Below are 17,406 nucleotides of genomic sequence, written 5' to 3' on the forward strand. Positions count from 1 at the left end.
GTCAGCGTGGTCGGGCCACCGGCCTGGAAGGCGATCTTGCCGGCATTCTTCACCGTGCCGGAGACGGTGGAATTGCCGCCTCCCGGGATCGCCCACAGGGCATTGGCAGAGCTCAGCACGACAGTCGTGGCATTGTTCGCCGAACCGATCCAGCGCGAGGTGCCCGCAATCGCAACGCTGCTGCGGGAGCCGCGTCCGACCGTCACATTGCCGCGCCAGAGGGCTGATCCATCGAGGCGGAGACCGAATTCGTTGACGCCTGCCTCGCCCGAGGCTTCCACCTGTACGTTGCCGGACAAGGTGGAGTCTTGGGCCTTCAGGGTCAGTTTTCCTCTGTCGGGCGTGACGCCTCCGAAACCGGCGATGCGGGCCAGCAAGCCGCCTCTATTGCTGGCGAAAGCCGTGATTGCCGATCCTCTGCTCAAGGTCACATCGGCGTACGAGCCTTCCACCAGCAGGCCGGTACCGGCCGAGTTCAGCTTGATCTGGCTGTTGTCGAGGGTGAGGGCTGTGGCATTTATGGGGTTGAAGGCGTAAAGCCCGTTGAGCAGACCACCGGCATTGACCCCTTCGAAGGTGCTGTCGGTGACAGTGAAAGCTGATTTGTCCGTATTACTCAGGAACAGGCTGGTGCCGAAGGCGGTGTTTGTATCGGCGCGGACCGTCATGCCCCTCATCGAAATCCGGCCACCACTTGATGAGAATATGGTGCCGGCCGAACCCATCACGGCAATGCTGCCGCCGCCTCTAAGGTCGATGATGCCGGCGGGTTCCGCACGCGCGATGGCGGACAAGTCGCCGCTGGCCTGGAGTGGGCCATTCAGTGTGACAGTAGCGTTTTGGGCCCAGAGCCCCGCCAGGGCACTGTCGCGGCCGGTCAGCGTTGTGGTACCGTCCAGCGTGATCGTGCTGCCGGGATAGGCGGCAATACCGACGGATTCACTTGCTATATCCAGCGTCAATCCGATCGCGGCGATCGTGCTAGGCGTGAACGGGCCGGCCAATACCCCCCAGCCGGCCCTGCCGACTCGGATGGTACCGCCGCCATCGAGGCGGACCGTACCGCCATCTCGCGCTTGTACGCCGGCATGGAGAGGCCCTCCCTCGGGCTGGCCATTCGGTACGGTCACGTCGATGGGCGTATCCGCATTGGCGTAGAGGAGCGAGCCTTGGTCACGGGCCACGAAACAGACCGCAGCGTTGCAGGTCGCCTGTTGCTGAGTGATCTCCACTGTCTGGCCGCCGCCGGCCGTCACTTGCGCTTGGACAGATTGGCAAATCAGGGCGGTGCTCGAGGCCAGAAGGAAACTCAGAAGCGGCTCCTTCGGCAGGGCAGGGCGAGAAGGGGTTCCTCCGGTCGACGACGTCACGGGCTTTCTCCTTCCACACGCATCCAAGCTTGTGCGACCGGTTGTGGTAGACACCCCCTAGACGCGCAAAACGCGGGCAAAAAATTCAAGAACACCGTAGCATACTTTCAAAAACTATCGGGTTTCTATGATGCTTTCAAGTGTATCTTGCCAATGAACCTTTAGATTTTTTATATTCACAAAAAAGCAAATGTGGAATGATACATTCCAATATAGAGAAATAATATTTCATTAGATCTTGATCTTTTGGGTTTCAGGATTTTTTCGATACGGGTTAGTGGGGCGCATTCGTCAATCTGATCGGCGCTGACAGCGATCAAGATCGAAAATGCATGACCGTTATCGCTCGTTGCCGAAATATTTCCGGCGTAGCGTTTCGAGTTCACCTGACTCCTGGAGCGCCAGGATCTGCAACGTGATGGCGTGGCTGAGATTGTCGCCATGTCGGAAGCCGAAGCCGTATTTGTCGGGATGGAAAATAGGCCCTACCACCGACAGCGGCGATCTGGCGTGGCTATGGGCGTAATATTCCAGGACTGGGGCGTCGTCGATGATCGCGGCGATCTCGCCACTACCGAGTCCGGCCACAGCGTCGTCAATGCTGTGATACGCCTGGATCGCAAGCCTGAGGTCATTGGAATAGCTTTCCGCCACGCTGCCGCCACGCACGCCGATAGAGCGGCCGGGAAGGTCGGCCAAGGAATTAATCTGATGTGTCAGGGTCAGGGCCGTCATCACGCTGGTAACCGATGAAGTGACATAGGCAATGACAGCTACGCCGCAGACCATCCACACGCCGCCGGAGACGCGTCCGATCCAGCCCAAGGCGTTGGGGCGCGTGACCTTGCCTGAGGTCGCGACCGACATGACCTCGTAGAAGCTCTCAGCCAACCCTTCATGCCAACTACCCGGAAAGGTCCGGTCGAAACGACGGTAGAACAATGCCAGCATCAGCGTGGCCACCACGATGATGGTGGCCAGCCATGCCATCGCCCTCAAATGGCCGGCGCGTTCCAGCCCACCAAGCACCTGCCAAAAACCGGCGCCATCGTGTTCGGCCACCATGATGCGCAGGCCTGCATCGTACCAGGGCTGGGAGAACGTGATGCGCTCCACCCGGTCCCTAGTGATCGTCAGGTTGGAGACGGCTACGGCGACCTCACCTTTCCGAACAGCTTCGATCAACGCCTCGAAGGTGGGGTATTCATAGTAGGAATAACTCAGCCCGAACGGCCTGGCAGTTGCCTCCCATAGATCAATCGCCATGCCAGAATAATGCGTACCGTCCTTCATGACGAAGGGTGGGCTGGCATAGACACCAACATTCAGTGGCTTTCCAGTTGCAGCGCCGGTTTGGCTGTCTTGCGCCATTGCCGTTGAAAACGTCAGGCACCAGACTAGCAATATTATAGCAATTCGAAGCGCTAAATTTTCACGAACTATCGATCTCATGGGTAGAAATTTATGTCGAACAAGTAAGGGAAGAACGAGGGGAATAATGCTGTATGAGCGCGGCTAGGCTCGAAATTCGCATATGCCATTCCTCTATTATAGAAAGGGCATGCTAGTAGCGTTCGATGGATCCGGCAATCCGTGCTAGTTCTCCGATTGACCGCGAGTCCTAGCTGAGCAGATGGTTTCAGCATAAGTGTCGCCTCACCATGTCGTGTGCGATCGATTTGGCGGCGACAGGGGAGAGATCGGTTTGACGGCGTGTTCAGGCCGGGCGCTGAAATTGCAGATTGAGCTTACCAAGATTGACCGTTGTGGGCGGAGCTGCGGGCCAATTTAGCTTTAATGTGGAGAGATCGGCCAACAGCTTACATCGTAATTTTTCGAGGAAAATCGTGGTTTCGGACATCGTGGCGCGCTGCAGCGTAAGACTTGGTTGGGAGCCCCCGCAACCAAGTCTGTCATAAGTCACTCGCCATCTGGGTCTAACCGCCCAGATGGCGTTTTGCGTTTGCAGCGCCCGCCACGCAGGCGGATCAACCATGATGGTCATGAAGGCTACCTCCTGGCGTCGAGAGTAACTAATCGGGGCCTGTGCCTGGACGAAATTGAAGGCGTCCGGCAATCGCCGGCTCGTTTTCCATTCCGAAATGAGCAGAGCTGCTTGTTGTTCAAAGTGCACGCCGTTTCTCTTGATGCCTGTCAATGTCCAGATCAGCATTCGAATTATATTGAGAGCTTGCCGACAAGGAGCAGGGCTCGATGAGATACTCGGCGGTGATGGTGTATGTCGATACTGGCGGCTACAATGCTGCTCGTATCGATCTTGCCTGCGAAGTCGCGAGACATTTCGAGGCTAGACTTGTCGGGGTGTCGGCAAGCGCCGCGCAACCGTGGGCTGTGCTCCCTGAAAAGAACTCATTTGCCATCAGCCCGGATATCGGTCCCAATCTCGACTGCGCCGAGGCCAATCTGAGCTGCGCGAAGGACCTATTTCATCGTGTCGTGCAGAGCCATCAATGCCGCCTTGAATGGCGAAGCTCCATCGACAATCCAAATGATTTCGTGGCTGGCGTGGCGCGCGCCGCCGATATCATTCTGGTCGGTCGGATGGGGAACGACGTTTCACCGTATCACGCCATCGATCCAGCTAAGCTGATTTTTTGCGCGGGGCGCCCCGTGCTGGTGGTGCCGGCATCGGTCAAGACCAGTCCCCTCGGCTCGCATGCCGTGATTGCCTGGAAGGATTGTCGTGAGGCTCGCCGTGCCATTCTCGATGCTTTGCCCTTGCTGGGCAAATCGAAAAATGTGAGCGTCATCAACGTTGTGGGAGGCGAACAACGTCTGACGGCGTTGCAACAGACGAGCGACATAGAGTGCTTTCTAGCGCATCACGGCATCATGTCCCGATCTGTCATCATCGAGGACGACGGGCGGTCAATTGCACGGCAGATCATGGGTTTTGCCACCGCGAACCAGTCTGGCCTCATCGTTATGGGGGCCCGGATCCATGCCCGCCTGCATGATTGGACGATTGGCGGCGAAACGCACGACATGCTCAAGAAATGCTCTACCTGCCTATTGCTCAGCAATTGAAATGAAATTCTCTCCCGGAGTCCCTTGCGGCCCCCCGGTCGAGCGAGGCTGAACCGCTCTCCTCGAGTACAAGCGCGGTTCAACCATGGTGCCGAACCGGCTCCAGATGGGCCGATACGCTCAGCGTACGAGAGGCGATAGCCAAGTCCTGGTAATGATGCCCACCTTCCAGGCCAGCCCGGATCATGAGATCTTCTCTGCCCACGAGCCGAAACGGCACGATCACGTCCAGCCTCCTCATCAAGGAGCTCTTCCAAATGAGGGAGGCGGACGTGATCTTTCAGGGGCCATAAGACTGGTATTGTGTCCGTCGTCAGGCGACGCGCAGATTGTCTTCGACGCTGCGAACGCCGGCAGCTGACCACGCTGCGCGTTCGGCAACCTGCCGCTCATGCCACGCCTTGATCTTGCCGTCGAGGATCACCTTGTCGCCGATGACATTCACCTTGATCCCGTCGGCCTCGAACTCGGCATCCCGTTTGAGCGCGGCCAGGATCTTGGCCTCGACGTCTGGAACCTGCACGCGGGCCTTGACCTCAATGTTGTTGGTTATGCCCAGTACGCCGGAGAGCTTGCGAACCGCGCGATAGGCGGCTTCTCGCTGAAACTGCCAGTCGACGATGCCCGCGAGGGTGACCCAGCCCTTCTCGACCTTCACCTTGACGACGCCCTCGGGGACCATGGCGTCCCACGAGATGACAGAAACGGCCCTCGACGCGATCTGGTCGTCGGCTGTCTTCTTGTGATCCGGGTAGCGGACCTCGATTTCCTCGGCGATTGCACGAACGCCCTTGATGCGGCGCGCCAATGTTTCGGCCGCAATCTTCTCGGCGTAACTGCCGACATGGCCGCTTAGCGTGATGATGCCGTTTTCGACTGCAACACCGATACGAGCTGCATCAATGCTTGGATCGAAGTCGAGGGCGTCGATGATCGATTGACGCAAGACCTTGTCATTCATCGTTTCTCTCCATTTTCATGTGTCGTGCGAAGTACCGGGAACAAGTGTACCGGAAGCCCGGGAAGCGGCGCCCACGCGGCGTTCTTGACTTCGATCGTCCGAGCGACGCTGGGTGAAGACCTGGACGCAGTCACTGGCAATGCGCGTTCGAGGATTTGGCCTCCATTGAACCTGGCGAGGTTGCCGGTACTTGAAGTTCATCACATGCTGGGAATGGGCACGTTGATTTCCATCAAGACGATCGGCACAAGATGCAAATTCCGGTGCGAATACTTATTTGTTGATGCCTGCGAAGGTGTCCGGATTGCGGATATCGGCCCAGACTCCGCCTCGGATGTGAGTGTGCCGTCGAAGAAGGACCAGCCTCGACGACTTCCCGAAAGCAGGGAGCGGCGAACCCTACAGCGTCGAGCCTGATTTGTGAATCAGGTTCGATGCTGTAAGTTCTTGTTGTCGCATCTCTTTTGCCGAAAATCGGTACCCACTTTTCGGCGCGATGCTCTAGTGGCTCAGCAGGCAGCATTTGGTTGAAGAATGCAGGAGGTCGCGGGTAACGCCGCCAAACATCCATTCCCTTGCCCGAGCATGGCCATAGCCTCCGGCAACGATCAAGTCGGCATGCTGCCGCTCGGCATGGACAAGAATGGTCTCGCAAACCGTGCCGTCGACCGTTTCGAGAACCTGTGCATGTGTTTCGACGTCGTGAAGCCTGAGGAATTCCACGACGGTATCGACGCGCCGCGCCGCGTTGTCCCGGCCGCTTTCTTCCACGACCTCGACGATGCTGACACGCGATGCTTCCCGCAGAAATGGAAGGGCGTCAATGACAGCCCTGCGAGCCTCGCGCGTGTTGCTCCAGGCCACGAGGACATGGTCCGCCGCCAATTGCGAGAGGCTGGGTGGCACGATCAGAACCGGTCGGCCGCAGCGCAACACGACCTCTGCCGGATCCAGCGCCAGGTGCGGCAGATTGGGCGGGTTGTGGCGGCGCTGTCCCACAACGATCAGATCGGCCCTGGCACTTTCATGATACAGCGCGTCGGCCGGAAACTGCATGCTGGTCTGCCATTCCAAGTCCTCGCGATTGGAAACCGCGGCATCCCTGAACCGAGGCTCCAGGTCCTCGTCGCCATACCAAGGCAGGACCGGGCGGCTAATGGCGGGATCGTGGCCGAGAGAAACCGGCTTCACCTGTTCCCTCGCCGCAAGATCGATTGCGGGTACGCAACCAATGCCAATGAGTTTGGCGTTGAACCGCGAAGCCAGCGTTGCCGCGAGTTTGGTCCTTTCGTCACTTTCCTTGTTATCCTGCACATGGACCAGCATGCTGGTATAGGTCATGTTTCCGCTCCGCGTATGGGATGAAAAAGTCATTGTTGCCCAAAGGGATAGCGGATCCGTGGCAGATGTCGTTGATCTTGCGCAAAGGACCTATGAACCGATGGCGAAGAGGAGTGCCGGGATCTTGCTCTATCGGTTGAAAGGCGACGACCGCGACATCGAAATTCTTCTCGTTCATCCCGGAGGGCCGTTCTGGGCGAAACGAGATGAACAGGCCTGGTCGATCCCCAAAGGGGAATACGATGTCGGCGAGGATGCTTACGGCGCTGCCTTGCGTGAGTTTGAGGAAGAACTCGGGATGCCATGCCCCCAGGCCGTGCCGATCGACTTGGGTGAAATCCATTACTCCAGCGGCAAGCGCATCGTTGCCTGGGCGGTGGCAGGTGATTTTGATCCCGGCGAACTGCGCAGCAATATGTTCGAGATGGAGTGGCCGCCTCGCAGTCGGCGCCTCATGCAGTTTCCCGAGGCGGACAAGGCGCAGTGGTTCGCGATGGCGGAGGGACGTAGCAAGATCCTGCCTGCTCAGCGACCTTTCCTCGAACGATTGGCAGAGCAACTCGGGCATGACCGCCACTCTGCGCCGAGGTGACCGCGTTTTTTTCAGATCGATGTCTCGAAGGAATGAATCGTCGAGACAGGTCTGTCAGGCCGGCCGGTTCGTGGCCGGCGATGCCGGTCGCAAGGCCCGCAGGGCGTTGAGCACGACGGCAAGATCGATCGCCTCCTGAAGAAAGGCGCCAGCTACGGGGTCGAGATACCCCAACGCCGCGCTCACCATGCCGACCAGCGAGAGCCCCATGCCGATCAGTACGCTCTGCAGGGCAATTCGGCGGGTGCGATGTGCGATGGCGAGCGCTTCCGCAACACGTTCGATCCTGTCGACGAGCACTACGACGTCGGCCGCCTGGGAGGCGGCGACGGCGCCTCTTGCCCCGAGCGCGGTGCCCACATCGGCGGAAGCGAGAGCGGGGGCATCGTTGATGCCATCTCCGATCATCATCGTGGGGGCGTGGCGCCTTTCCGCCGCTACGGCAGCCACCTTGTCCTGCGGCGTTGCGTCCGCGATGACATCGTCCAGCTTGAGCGACGCCGCCAGGGGCCGGGCGATGTCGGCGCGGTCGCCGGTCAGCAGGACAATACGCTCGATCCCATTGGTACGAAATGCATCGAGGGTCGAATATGCATCGGGGCGCAGCTCGTCTTTGAACAGAACCCGGCCGACATAATGTCCGTTCGAGGAAACGTGGAGTGCAGCATGGCCCATCGGCACCGATGAAGTCTTCTCGGCCCCAGCATCAGGCTCGACGAAGTCCAGGCGTCCGATCCGGATGCGAGCTTCCTCGACAAATCCTTCCACGCCGTTTCCTGGGCTCTCATGGACTTTATCAGGCGGAATGAGGTCGATAGTGCGCCGGCGTGCTTCTTCGACCAGGGCCTGCGACATGACGTGATGAGAGGCCTGACCGACCGAGCCGGCCATACGCAGGAATTGCTCCACACTCACGGATGGCTCGGGTTCGATCCGCGCGATCGACGGATAGCCGCGTGTCAACGTTCCTGTCTTGTCGAACAGCACGGTGCGGATCCGGGCCAATGTCTCGAGTGTACCAGCGGTCTTGACCATTACGCCGCGCTTGGCGCAGCGTGACATGCCGGCGACCAGGGCAACCGGCACTGCGAGGATGAGCGGACAAGGGGTGGCCACGACGAGGACTGCGAGCGCGCGGTGAGGAGAGTCCCAGATCCACCAAGCCAGCCCGGCCAACCCCAGGGTCAGCATGAGGAAACCGATGGCGTAACGATCGGCCATCCGCGCCATGGGGGCCTTGGATTGACGGGCGCCCTCAACGAGGCGGAGGATTGCGGCGTATGTGCTCTCTCGTGCAGGCCTGGAAACCCGCAGATCGAAGGCGGCCCCCGCGTTCACGATGCCGCTCGAAAGGGCATCGCCGGCAAGCCTTCGCACCGGCATGGCTTCCCCGGTAAGGGCCGACTCGTCCAAGGTCGCATCGGGCCCGATCAGCAGACCATCGGTGGGCAGGACATCTCCGGGGCGCACCAGGATCCGATCGCCAGGCAATAGGGATTCGATCGGCACCGTTTGGAGACGATCACCTTGATAAAGCTGGGCGCTGCGAGCGACCCGGCTGAGCAGGGCCGTCATGGCCGAACTCGCGCGGCCCTGCGCGAATTGCTCCAGGGCCTGGCCGCCGGCAAACATCAAGGCGATGACGACGCCGGCCAGGGCTTCGCCGCCCCAGATCGCGCCCGCCATCGCCAGAGCCGCAATAATGTCCAGCCCGACATTCCCTCGCACCAGGCCGCGCAGGATGGTGATCGCAAGGACGATCAGAACCGGTACGGTGCCGGCCAGCCATAGGGTGTGCGCGACCTGCAAACGTTCCAGCAGGAAAGCAACCAATCCTGCCAGCAGCGCAGCCGCGGGAAGCGTGGCAAGCGCTACGGAAGCCATCCGAGACAGGTCGGGCTTTATCGACGGGGCAGATGCTTCCTTGGCATCTGCGGTGCATCGGGCGGTTGAGGAGAGGTCGTGAACCATGGAGTGGCCTGCAGGCGAAGCCGGATCGAGGCATCGGAAAACAGCACGTGTTGCGCTGAATGCCGGTTTTCGAATGTCTCCGTCAGTGAGCCATCAGGAGCGGAACATCTGTTTTCTCGATGAGTTCAACGGTTGTGCCGCCCATGATCCATTCCCGCAGGCGTGAATGCCCGTAGGCGCCGGCGACGATCAGATCCGCTGAGATGCGGTGCGCTTCCTGCAGGAGTGTACTCGTCACGTCCTCAGTAAGGGGAAGAACGTCCACCACCGTTTCCACACCATGCCGTACCAGATAGGTCGCAATATCCGCCAGACCCACATCCTCATCGAGGTCGGCTTTTTGCCTTTCCTCCTCGACGGTCACGACTTTGACAAGCGATGCCAGCCTGAGGAGGGGGAGCGCCTCCGCGACGGCCCTGCTGGCTTCCTTGGTGTCGGTCCAGCCGATGAGCACGGTCCGGATCGGCTGCCTGGGTTGTTGTCCGGGCGGCGCCAGATAGACGCTCCGGCCACTTTCGAACAATATCGCTTCGATCAAATGCCTCCAATCGGTGTCTGCCTCGTCCTTGCGCGGGCAACTGCCGATGAACAGGTCGGTGGTTCGGACTTGCGTTGCCAGAAGGGAGGATAACCATCCCGCGGCATCCTCGATGCGCCGGATTTCGCTGGTGACGGAAAGGCGCTCGAGGCGCGGTTGCAGCCGTTCGATCGCGGCAGTAGCGCGTTGCTGGATCTGGTCCACCATGTCCATGCTGACGCCCGTACCCATCTCGCCGGCATAAATTGAAATATCGGGCAAGAGGCTGGTGAAAAGGCCGGTGAGATGGCTGTCAAAAGTCACCGCCAGCATTTCGGCATGGGAGAGGCGAACTTCGTCCTCCTCGCTGCCATCGAGGTGGACGGCAAGGGTCTTGTAATTGTCCGGGCGAACGGAGGCTCCGGCTTCCAGTGGCTGGGTCGAGGAAATGTCGGCTTTCATTGAACCCTCCTGATTACGGGAATCCATGCTCTCTGCGTGCCCGAGCGGAATGATGCCAGCCTTGCTTCTTCGAGCTTTCATTGCGTTGATCTGGCTCAAGGGAAATATCCGGAGGTCAAATATCGCGGCTCTCAGCGCCAATCCGGAAGCTCCGGAAGCTGCAGAGCTTGCGCTGAATCAAAGCCGAGCCCGCGCTCCAGCCCTAAACAGGCAGGTGCACCACGATTGACGCGTCTTGTCGATGTCGCTGGCGCCCATGGCTGGCCTTGGTCGGAGGTCCTCACGGGCTGTCAGGCCGACGGAGTCGTCGCACTCCGGGCGTCGTGGTTTGCGGTCGTCGAGGAAGAACCATGATCCAGTCCAAGCCGCGGGCCAAGGTCGCCATCAGGGTGCGCGATCTCGTGGTTGGCTTTGGGGACAGGATCGTTCTCGATCACGTCGACCTCGATATTTGTGAAGGCGAAATCATCGGTTTGATCGGGGCGTCCGGCTCGGGCAAATCCGTCCTGTTGCGAAGCATCGTAGGGCTGGTGCCCAAGCGGGCCGGCAGCATTGAGATATTGGGACTCAATCTCGACGCGCTCGATGCCGAGGGGCGACGGGATCTGGGCCTTCGATGCGGAATCATGTTTCAGCAGGGGGCCTTGTTCTCTTCCCTGACGGTGAGGGAGAACATCCAATTGCCGATGCGCGAGTTTCTCGATCTTTCCGGCCACCTGATGGATGAACTCGCCATGTACAAATTGAAGATGGTGGGGTTGCCGGTGGATGCGGCCGACAAATACCCTGCTCAACTCTCCGGTGGTATGGCAAAGCGCGTCGCGCTAGCTCGAGCTCTGGCTCTCGATCCAGAAATCGTCTTTCTGGACGAGCCTACTTCGGGTCTCGATCCGATCGGAGCGGGCGATTTCGACGCATTGGTCTCCGTTCTGCATCACACCATGAAGCTGACGACCTTCATGGTAACCCACGACCTGGACAGCTTGCGCAATGTGTGCAGCCGGATTGTAGCGATGGCGAAGGGCAGGATTGTCGCCAGCGGCGGTTTGGAGGCGATGCTCCTCTCTCAAGATCCCTGGGTCAAAGCCTATTTTCATGGGGCGCGTGGCCAGGCGGCTTTTGGCTGACCTCTTGGCGCCAATGCCTGGACAGGCGAGAGGCCTTTCATCGAACGCCGCATCGTACTGCCGGTGACGGCCTATCAATCATCCGTGCAGGGGGCTCGCCTATGTCTGGTGCACATTTGCAGATGGAAAGCTCAGGCCATGCCGTTGAATCCGGCCGAGGCAACGTCGATGAGGCCGGGGGCATGCCACGCAGTCTGTATCGCTTCATCTGGCAAGTGAGCGGTGCCCATCAGTTGTGGATCACGGCTCTGTCGATCCTTTTGTTCGCGGTCGGCACTTCCTCCCTCGAGGTGCAAAGGCGGGTCGTCAACGATGCGCTTCGCGGCGGGATCTATCGCCCTATCCTCATGCTGGCCGGCCTTTATTTGGGCATCAGCATCGCGGAAGGCTTGGTGAAGCTGTGCCTCAACATCTATAGGAACTGGGTGGGCGAGAGGGCCGTCCGGGCATTGCGCCAGTCCGTATTCGTGACGGGAGAGGGCGGTACGATCACGCCGGTGCCGGATCTGACCGAAGGCATTCAGCTTTCGATCGTTCTGGAGGAGGCGGATCCGCTCGGCGGATTTGTGGGCGAGGCCTTTTCAGAGCCAGTTCTGCAGGCCGGAGTCCTGATTTCCGTCGTTGGATATCTCCTCTATCTGCAGCCATTGATGGCGCTCCTCGTCGTGTTCGTATTCTTTCCGCAGATCGGTTTCGTGCCGCTCATGCAGAACGCCATCAACCGGCGGGTGCAGATGAGGGTCGGTGTGCTGCGTGAAATGAGCGGTGCAATCGTGGGCGCAGGGGGAGCAATTGACGGCGACGGCCGTCAGCACACGCGCATCCACACGATATTCATGCAGAACATGGCCATCTACAAGCTCAAGTTCTCCATGAATTTCCTGATGAATCTGATGACCCAGCTCGGCGTGACGGCGATCCTGGCACTGGGAGGCTATTTCGTCGTTATCGGGCAAATCGAGATAGGTACGGTGGTCGCTTTCCTCTCGGGACTAAGCAGGATCAACGATCCGTGGGGCGATCTTGTCACCTGGTATCGGGATCTGCAGGCGACGCGGGTCAAATATCGCCTTCTGTGCGAGGCCCAGAAGCTCGGGGCGATCGCGGGAGGGGTCGGGGAATGAGGAGCTGCGGTGAGGTTCGCCGAACAGAACAGCAGATCGTTTTCGCCCGCCTGATGCGGCCCGACCGTGTGGTCGCAGTGCCTTACTGAGCCGCCAGCAGCGCCTTGCGAAAGCGTATGCTCGCAATGAAGAGGAAGACGACGCCGATCACGGTCAAGGCCACGAGCTGGGGCCAGACGATGGTGAGGTCGGCACCTCGATAGAGGATGGCCTGGGACAGGCTGACGAAATGCGGCGAGGGAGTGAACTGCATGGCGGTCTGGAGCCATTCGGGCATGCTCTCCATCGGCGTCGTGCTCCCGGACAGGAGGTTCATGACGATCAGGATCGGCATCACCAGCAAGCCGAATTGCGCCATCGAGGTGGAGACTGTGGAGATCAGGATGCCCAGCGCGGTGACTGAGAACAGATAGACGATGCTCGCCCCGACGAACAGGCAGAGCGATCCTGCGACCGGAACGCCCAGAAGGCGCTCGACGACGATCAGGAGCGAGAGGCTGGCTGCGACGACGATAACCAGCGCGTTCGCCCAGATCTTGGCCAGCATGATCTCGAATGGGGTGACGGGCATCACGAGCAGATGCTCGATCGTGCCGTGTTCCCTTTCGCGGATCAGCGCGGCGCCAGTGAGGATGACCGCCAGCATCGTGACATTGTTGATCACCTGCATCACGGCCGTGAACCAGGCCGATTGCAGGTTGGGATTGAACTTGGCCCGGACCACCAGGTCGATCGGGGCCGGATTGTCGGCGCTGGGCAGGGCCTTGCGTGCTTCCTCGTAGATGATGGCCTGGATGTAGGAGGCACCATTCCCGGCCTGGGACATGGCCGTTGCGTCGATGTTGAGCTGGACCGACGGATGACGCCCGGCCAAGGCATCCCGTTCGAAATTCGGGGGTATTTCGACGACGAATACGAAGCGTCCGGCATTCATCGTGCGATCGACTTCGTCGGCATCGATGACAACCGGCTCTTCGAAGAAAGGCTTGAGCAGAGCGTCGCGCAGACGAAAAGACAGGGCGGAGCGGTCTTCGTCGACCACGGCGACCGAAGCATTCTTCACTTCGAAGGTCGCGCCGGTGGCAACCGTGTAGACGGCGAAGGTGAAGGTGTAGAGGATCAAGGCAACCAGAACGGGGTCAGCTTTCAGGCTGAAGAGTTCCTTGATGCCGAGCCTCCATATCGCGGTGAGACGGCCCATGTCAGGCTCCTCTTTTGCGCAGTGCGAGCACGGAGGCTGCGATGAAGGCCAGCCCGAACAGCAGGAGGACGGCGAGATTGGGCCAGAGGTCCCCGAAGCCCAGCCCCTTGGCGAACACGCCGACACTGACGGGCTGATACCAGGCGGCCGGGAAGGCGAGGCCCATCAGACGGGCACCGCCCGACAGGGAGGAGACAGGCACGAGCAGGCCCGAGAAGTTGACGGCGGGAATGATCGCAATGATAGCGGTGGCGAAGATGGCCGCGACCTGGCTGCGCACGAAACTGGACACGAACAGGCCGAAGCCGGTGGTGGCCAGCACATAGGCGAAGGACGCCGCCAGTAAAGTGGGAAGCGACCCGCGCAGCGGGACCTGAAAGAGATAGACTGCCTGCGTGATCAAGGTGAGGCAGCTGATGAAGGCGATTGCGACATAGGGCAACTGCTTGCCCAGAAGGAATTCGATCTTGGTGACGGGGGTCGATTGGAAATTGGCGATCGATCCGGTTTCTTTCTCCTTGACGATGCCCAAGGCCGTCATCACCGCGGGGATGAGCACCAGGATCAACACGATCACGCTCGGAACGATGGCATTGGCGCTCCGGAATGCCTGATTGTAGCGAAAACGCGGTTCGATCCCGATCGGGTAGGCGGGTGCCGCTCGCCCTCCCTGCCGCATTGCGGCATCGGTGAGGTAGGCCGTTGCCAGTCCCGTGACATAGCCGCGCGTGGTTTCTGCGCGAAAGGGCATGGCCCCATCCAGCCAGACACCGATTTGCGGGGTGAGCTGGCGCGTCAGGTCCTTGCCGAATCCGGATGGGAGCTCGATCGCCAGCTTCAGCTCCCCGCTCTGCATCCGGGTTTCGAGCTCCTCAGCCGACCGGATGGCGGGCTGCTGGGCGAAGTAGCGGGAACCCTCGAAGCTCTCGAGCAACTGCCGGCTCTGTGCGGACTGATCCTGATCGAAAGCGGCGTAGGGGATCTTCTCCACGTCGAAGGAGATGCCGTATCCGAAAGTGAGCAGGAGCAGAACCGGGCCTATCAGAGCGAAGGCGAGGCGCAGCGGGTCACGCATGATCTCCAGCGTCTCGCGCCGGGCATAGGCCCATAGTCTACGCCCATCCAGCCGCCTAGGCCTGATGGATGCTGCCCTGGCCGGAGCCAGCGTCCGAGCCTTGCCGATCGAACTCGCCATACCGGCCTGCTCGAGCACCTCGACGAAGGCGTCCTCCAGGTTCGACTTGCCTCTGTCTGCCTTCAAGTCCGACGGCGTTCCGACTGCAAGCACCTTGCCTTGATGCATGAAGGAGATGCGGTCGCAGCGCTCAGCCTCGTTCATGAAATGCGTGGACAGGAAGATGGTGACACCTTCCTCGCGCGAGAGCGACAGCAAGAAGCGCCAAAATCCGTCACGCGCCACCGGGTCCACTCCCGACGTAGGTTCGTCCAGGATCAGGATTTCGGGGCGATGGATCACCGCAACGGCGAGCTGCAGACGTTGACGGATGCCGAGGGGCAGGCTTTCGGGGCCGGTGTCGGCGACGGATTGGAGATCGAAGCGGGTGAGCATTTCCGCCACGCGTGGTTGGATTTCAGCACGCGTGAGACCGAAGAGCTGGGCATGCAAGATGAGGTTCTGGCGAACCGTCAGTTCGCCGTAGAGCGAGAAGGCCTGTGACATGTAGCCGACCCGGCGTCTCGTTTGCATGTCGCCGGCATCCAGAGGGCGACCGAACAGGCGCGCCTCGCCTTCGCTCGCGGGCAGAAGCCCGGTGAGCATCTTCATGGTGGTGCTCTTGCCGCTTCCATTCGAGCCCAGAAATCCGAAGATCTCGCCCTTTTCGATGCGGAAGCTGACGTGGTCGACGGCCGTGAAATCGCCGAACCGACGGGTGAGGCCGGAAGCCTCGATTGCTGCCGGGCCATCTTCCGGGGCAGCCGGGCGCGGAGGAATCGCCAGCTCGCCCTTGCCGCCGGCGTCGGGCAGCAAAGCAACGAAAGCGGCTTCCAGGCTCGGGGCATCGGCCTGTCGTTTGATGTCGTTCGGCGAGCCTTGCGCGATCACGCGCCCTGCATCCAGGGCTGCCAGCCAATCGAAATGCTCGGCCTCGTCCATATAGGCGGTTGCCACCAGGACACTCAGGTGAGGGCTGTCCTCCCGCAGGCGTTCGATCAGACTCCAGAACTGGCGCCGCGACAACGGATCGATGCCGGTCGTCGGCTCGTCGAGAATGATCAGTTCGGGGTCGTGGATCAGGGCGGAGCAAATACCGAGTTTCTGCTTCATGCCGCCGGATAGTTTGGCCGCCGGCCGGTCGCGAAATGCCGCCAGCCCCGTCACCTCCAGCAATTGTGCAATACGCGCGCTGCGTTCGCTCGAGCCCTGGCCGAAAAGCCGGCCGAAGAAGTCGAGGTTCTCGGCCACGCTCAAGGTCGGGTAGAGATTACGGCCGAGGCCCTGGGGCATATAGGCAATGCGCGAGCGATTGAGGCGCAATTGCTCGGTGGACCGAATATCGCCTCCCAAAACCCGGATCTGGCCTTGCTGGGGGCGTGTGACCCCCGCCACGAGGCCAAGCAGGGTCGATTTGCCGACGCCATCGGGGCCAATCAGGCCGGCCATGCAGCCGGCAGGTATGGCCAAGGAAACGTGGCTCAGGGCGTCATGCCGCCCATAGCGATGGACGACGTCCCGCAACTCGATGACAGGCTCGGTCATTGCGGCAGCTTCACCACAAGGCGATCTGGCCAGGCCACCGTCTGGCTGGTCCGCACATAGGCGACGCCGCGCACGCCCGTCTTAACCTGAGCCTCGTATTGCTTCAGGAGGGTCGGTGCGATCTTCAGCTTGACGCGGAACATCAGCTTTTCCCGTTCATCGGCCGTCTCGACCGCCTTGGGGGTGAACTGAGCATCCGTGGCAACAAAACTCACGGTGGCCGGTACGACATAGTCGGGGGCCGCGTCGAGGATGATGCGAGCTTCGTCGCCCAGGGCCAGGCGTCCCGCGGCCCGCGAGGGCAGGAAGATCGTCATGTAGACGTCCGACAGGTCGAGCAGAGTGACGACCGGCGCACCGGCTGCGACGATCTCTCCCGATTGGACGAGCTTATATTCGATGCGGCCGCGTCGTGGCGCCGTCAAAATGGCGTCTTCGACGAGCGAGCTGACGCGGGCAACCTCTGCCCGGGCGGCATCTGCCGCCGCATTGGCTTCATCGAGATTGGCGATGCCGGCCTTCTTTGCCGCCTCCGCGACATTGAGCTGGCTGCGCCGCAGGTCCAGTTGCTGTGTCGTGCCGTACCCTCGTGCGGCGAGGGTGGAGGCGCGGTCAAGTTCCTGATGGGCGAGGACGAGTTCGCTTTCGCGTTGCGCCAGCGCGGCCTCGGCCTCGGCGATGGTTTTTTCGGCACGCCGGACCTGCGCCTGCGTGCCGGTGAGCTGTGCCTGCAAGTCGGAGACGTCCATGCGGGCAACGACGGAACCTGCCTCGACGGTCTGTCCTTCCTCGACAAGGACCTGCGCCACGCGCCCGGCGAATTTCGCTGCGACCAATACATGTTCGGCTTCGATGCGTCCGTTCGAGGAAGCGATGTCGGCGGGCAGGGCGTCCTTGCCAGTCCCGTTCCACAGGCTGCGCAGACGGTCACTGATGCTGGGTTTCTGGTCGGCAGCCGAGGACATGCCGCTTG

At 60.7% G+C, this 17,406-nt stretch carries 14 protein-coding genes; 4 read left to right on the forward strand and 10 right to left on the reverse strand.

Features of this window, described 5'->3' with window-relative positions; all coding sequences use genetic code 11:
* The 3 genes from U1R88_RS32950 to U1R88_RS32960 all read right to left on the reverse strand — a co-directional run.
* Positions 1–1,370, reverse strand: a 1,370-nt coding sequence (locus U1R88_RS32950; protein ID WP_322435120.1) for a hypothetical protein, incomplete at its 3' end; no start/stop codon positions are given.
* Positions 1,371–1,709: 339 nt separating this feature from the next.
* Complete coding sequence (locus tag U1R88_RS32955) at positions 1,710–2,741, reverse strand: transporter substrate-binding domain-containing protein (RefSeq protein ID WP_322435121.1); 1,032 nt, start codon at positions 2,739–2,741, stop codon at positions 1,710–1,712.
* Between the two features lie 346 nt (positions 2,742–3,087).
* On the reverse strand, positions 3,088–3,543 hold the full coding sequence (locus tag U1R88_RS32960) for a hypothetical protein (protein ID WP_322435122.1): 456 nt from the start codon (positions 3,541–3,543) through the stop codon (positions 3,088–3,090).
* A 41-nt stretch (positions 3,544–3,584) separates the two neighbouring features.
* On the opposite strand from U1R88_RS32960, the gene U1R88_RS32965 reads away from it, so the two are divergent.
* Positions 3,585–4,418 carry a universal stress protein gene (locus tag U1R88_RS32965; protein WP_322435123.1) on the forward strand — a complete coding sequence of 278 codons (834 nt, stop codon included), beginning with the start codon at positions 3,585–3,587 and terminating at the stop codon, positions 4,416–4,418.
* A gap of 313 nt (positions 4,419–4,731) precedes the next feature.
* Here the strand turns inward: U1R88_RS32965 and U1R88_RS32970 are convergent, their stop codons facing one another.
* Together U1R88_RS32970 and U1R88_RS32975 are read right to left on the reverse strand one after the other, a co-directional pair.
* Complete coding sequence (locus U1R88_RS32970) at positions 4,732–5,379, reverse strand: BON domain-containing protein (protein ID WP_068285259.1); 648 nt, start codon at positions 5,377–5,379, stop codon at positions 4,732–4,734.
* Positions 5,380–5,880: 501 nt separating this feature from the next.
* Positions 5,881–6,720: a universal stress protein gene (locus U1R88_RS32975; RefSeq protein WP_322435124.1), complete on the reverse strand. Its 840-nt coding sequence runs from the start codon at positions 6,718–6,720 to the stop codon at positions 5,881–5,883.
* A 100-nt stretch (positions 6,721–6,820) separates the two neighbouring features.
* Here U1R88_RS32975 and U1R88_RS32980 point away from each other — a divergent pair, with 100 nt between their 5' ends.
* On the forward strand, positions 6,821–7,312 hold the full coding sequence (locus U1R88_RS32980; protein ID WP_322435147.1) for an NUDIX hydrolase: 492 nt from the start codon (positions 6,821–6,823) through the stop codon (positions 7,310–7,312).
* A gap of 54 nt (positions 7,313–7,366) precedes the next feature.
* On the opposite strand, the gene U1R88_RS32985 is transcribed toward U1R88_RS32980, so the two are convergent.
* Both U1R88_RS32985 and U1R88_RS32990 read right to left on the reverse strand, forming a co-directional pair.
* Positions 7,367–9,196: a heavy metal translocating P-type ATPase gene (locus U1R88_RS32985; RefSeq protein ID WP_322435125.1), complete on the reverse strand. Its 1,830-nt coding sequence runs from the start codon at positions 9,194–9,196 to the stop codon at positions 7,367–7,369.
* A gap of 169 nt (positions 9,197–9,365) precedes the next feature.
* Positions 9,366–10,361: a universal stress protein gene (locus tag U1R88_RS32990; RefSeq protein ID WP_322435126.1), complete on the reverse strand. Its 996-nt coding sequence runs from the start codon at positions 10,359–10,361 to the stop codon at positions 9,366–9,368.
* A 251-nt stretch (positions 10,362–10,612) separates the two neighbouring features.
* On the opposite strand from U1R88_RS32990, the gene U1R88_RS32995 reads away from it, so the two are divergent.
* Entirely contained in the window at positions 10,613–11,389 is a 777-nt protein-coding gene (locus U1R88_RS32995; protein ID WP_322435127.1) for an ABC transporter ATP-binding protein, read from the forward strand.
* Between the two features lie 182 nt (positions 11,390–11,571).
* Entirely contained in the window at positions 11,572–12,513 is a 942-nt protein-coding gene (locus U1R88_RS33000) for an ABC transporter ATP-binding protein (protein WP_322435128.1), read from the forward strand.
* A gap of 82 nt (positions 12,514–12,595) precedes the next feature.
* Here U1R88_RS33000 and U1R88_RS33005 read toward each other — a convergent pair whose 3' ends face one another.
* From U1R88_RS33005 to U1R88_RS33015, 3 genes are read right to left on the reverse strand one after another with little or no spacing between them, the layout of a single operon-like run.
* A complete protein-coding gene (locus U1R88_RS33005; protein WP_322435129.1) occupies positions 12,596–13,714 on the reverse strand; it encodes an ABC transporter permease in 1,119 nt (372 codons plus the stop codon).
* Position 13,715: 1 nt separating this feature from the next.
* Positions 13,716–16,433, reverse strand: coding sequence for a ribosome-associated ATPase/putative transporter RbbA (rbbA, locus tag U1R88_RS33010; RefSeq protein ID WP_322435130.1), 2,718 nt, complete (start codon positions 16,431–16,433; stop codon positions 13,716–13,718).
* Positions 16,430–17,398 (reverse strand): HlyD family secretion protein, encoded by a 969-nt coding sequence (locus U1R88_RS33015; RefSeq protein WP_322435131.1) that lies wholly within the window; start codon positions 17,396–17,398, stop codon positions 16,430–16,432. Before U1R88_RS33015 ends, rbbA begins: the two co-directional genes overlap by 4 nt.
* Positions 17,399–17,406 lie beyond the last annotated feature (8 nt).

The organism is Labrys sedimenti, assembly GCF_034424805.1.
GTDB lineage: Bacteria > Pseudomonadota > Alphaproteobacteria > Rhizobiales > Labraceae > Labrys > Labrys sedimenti.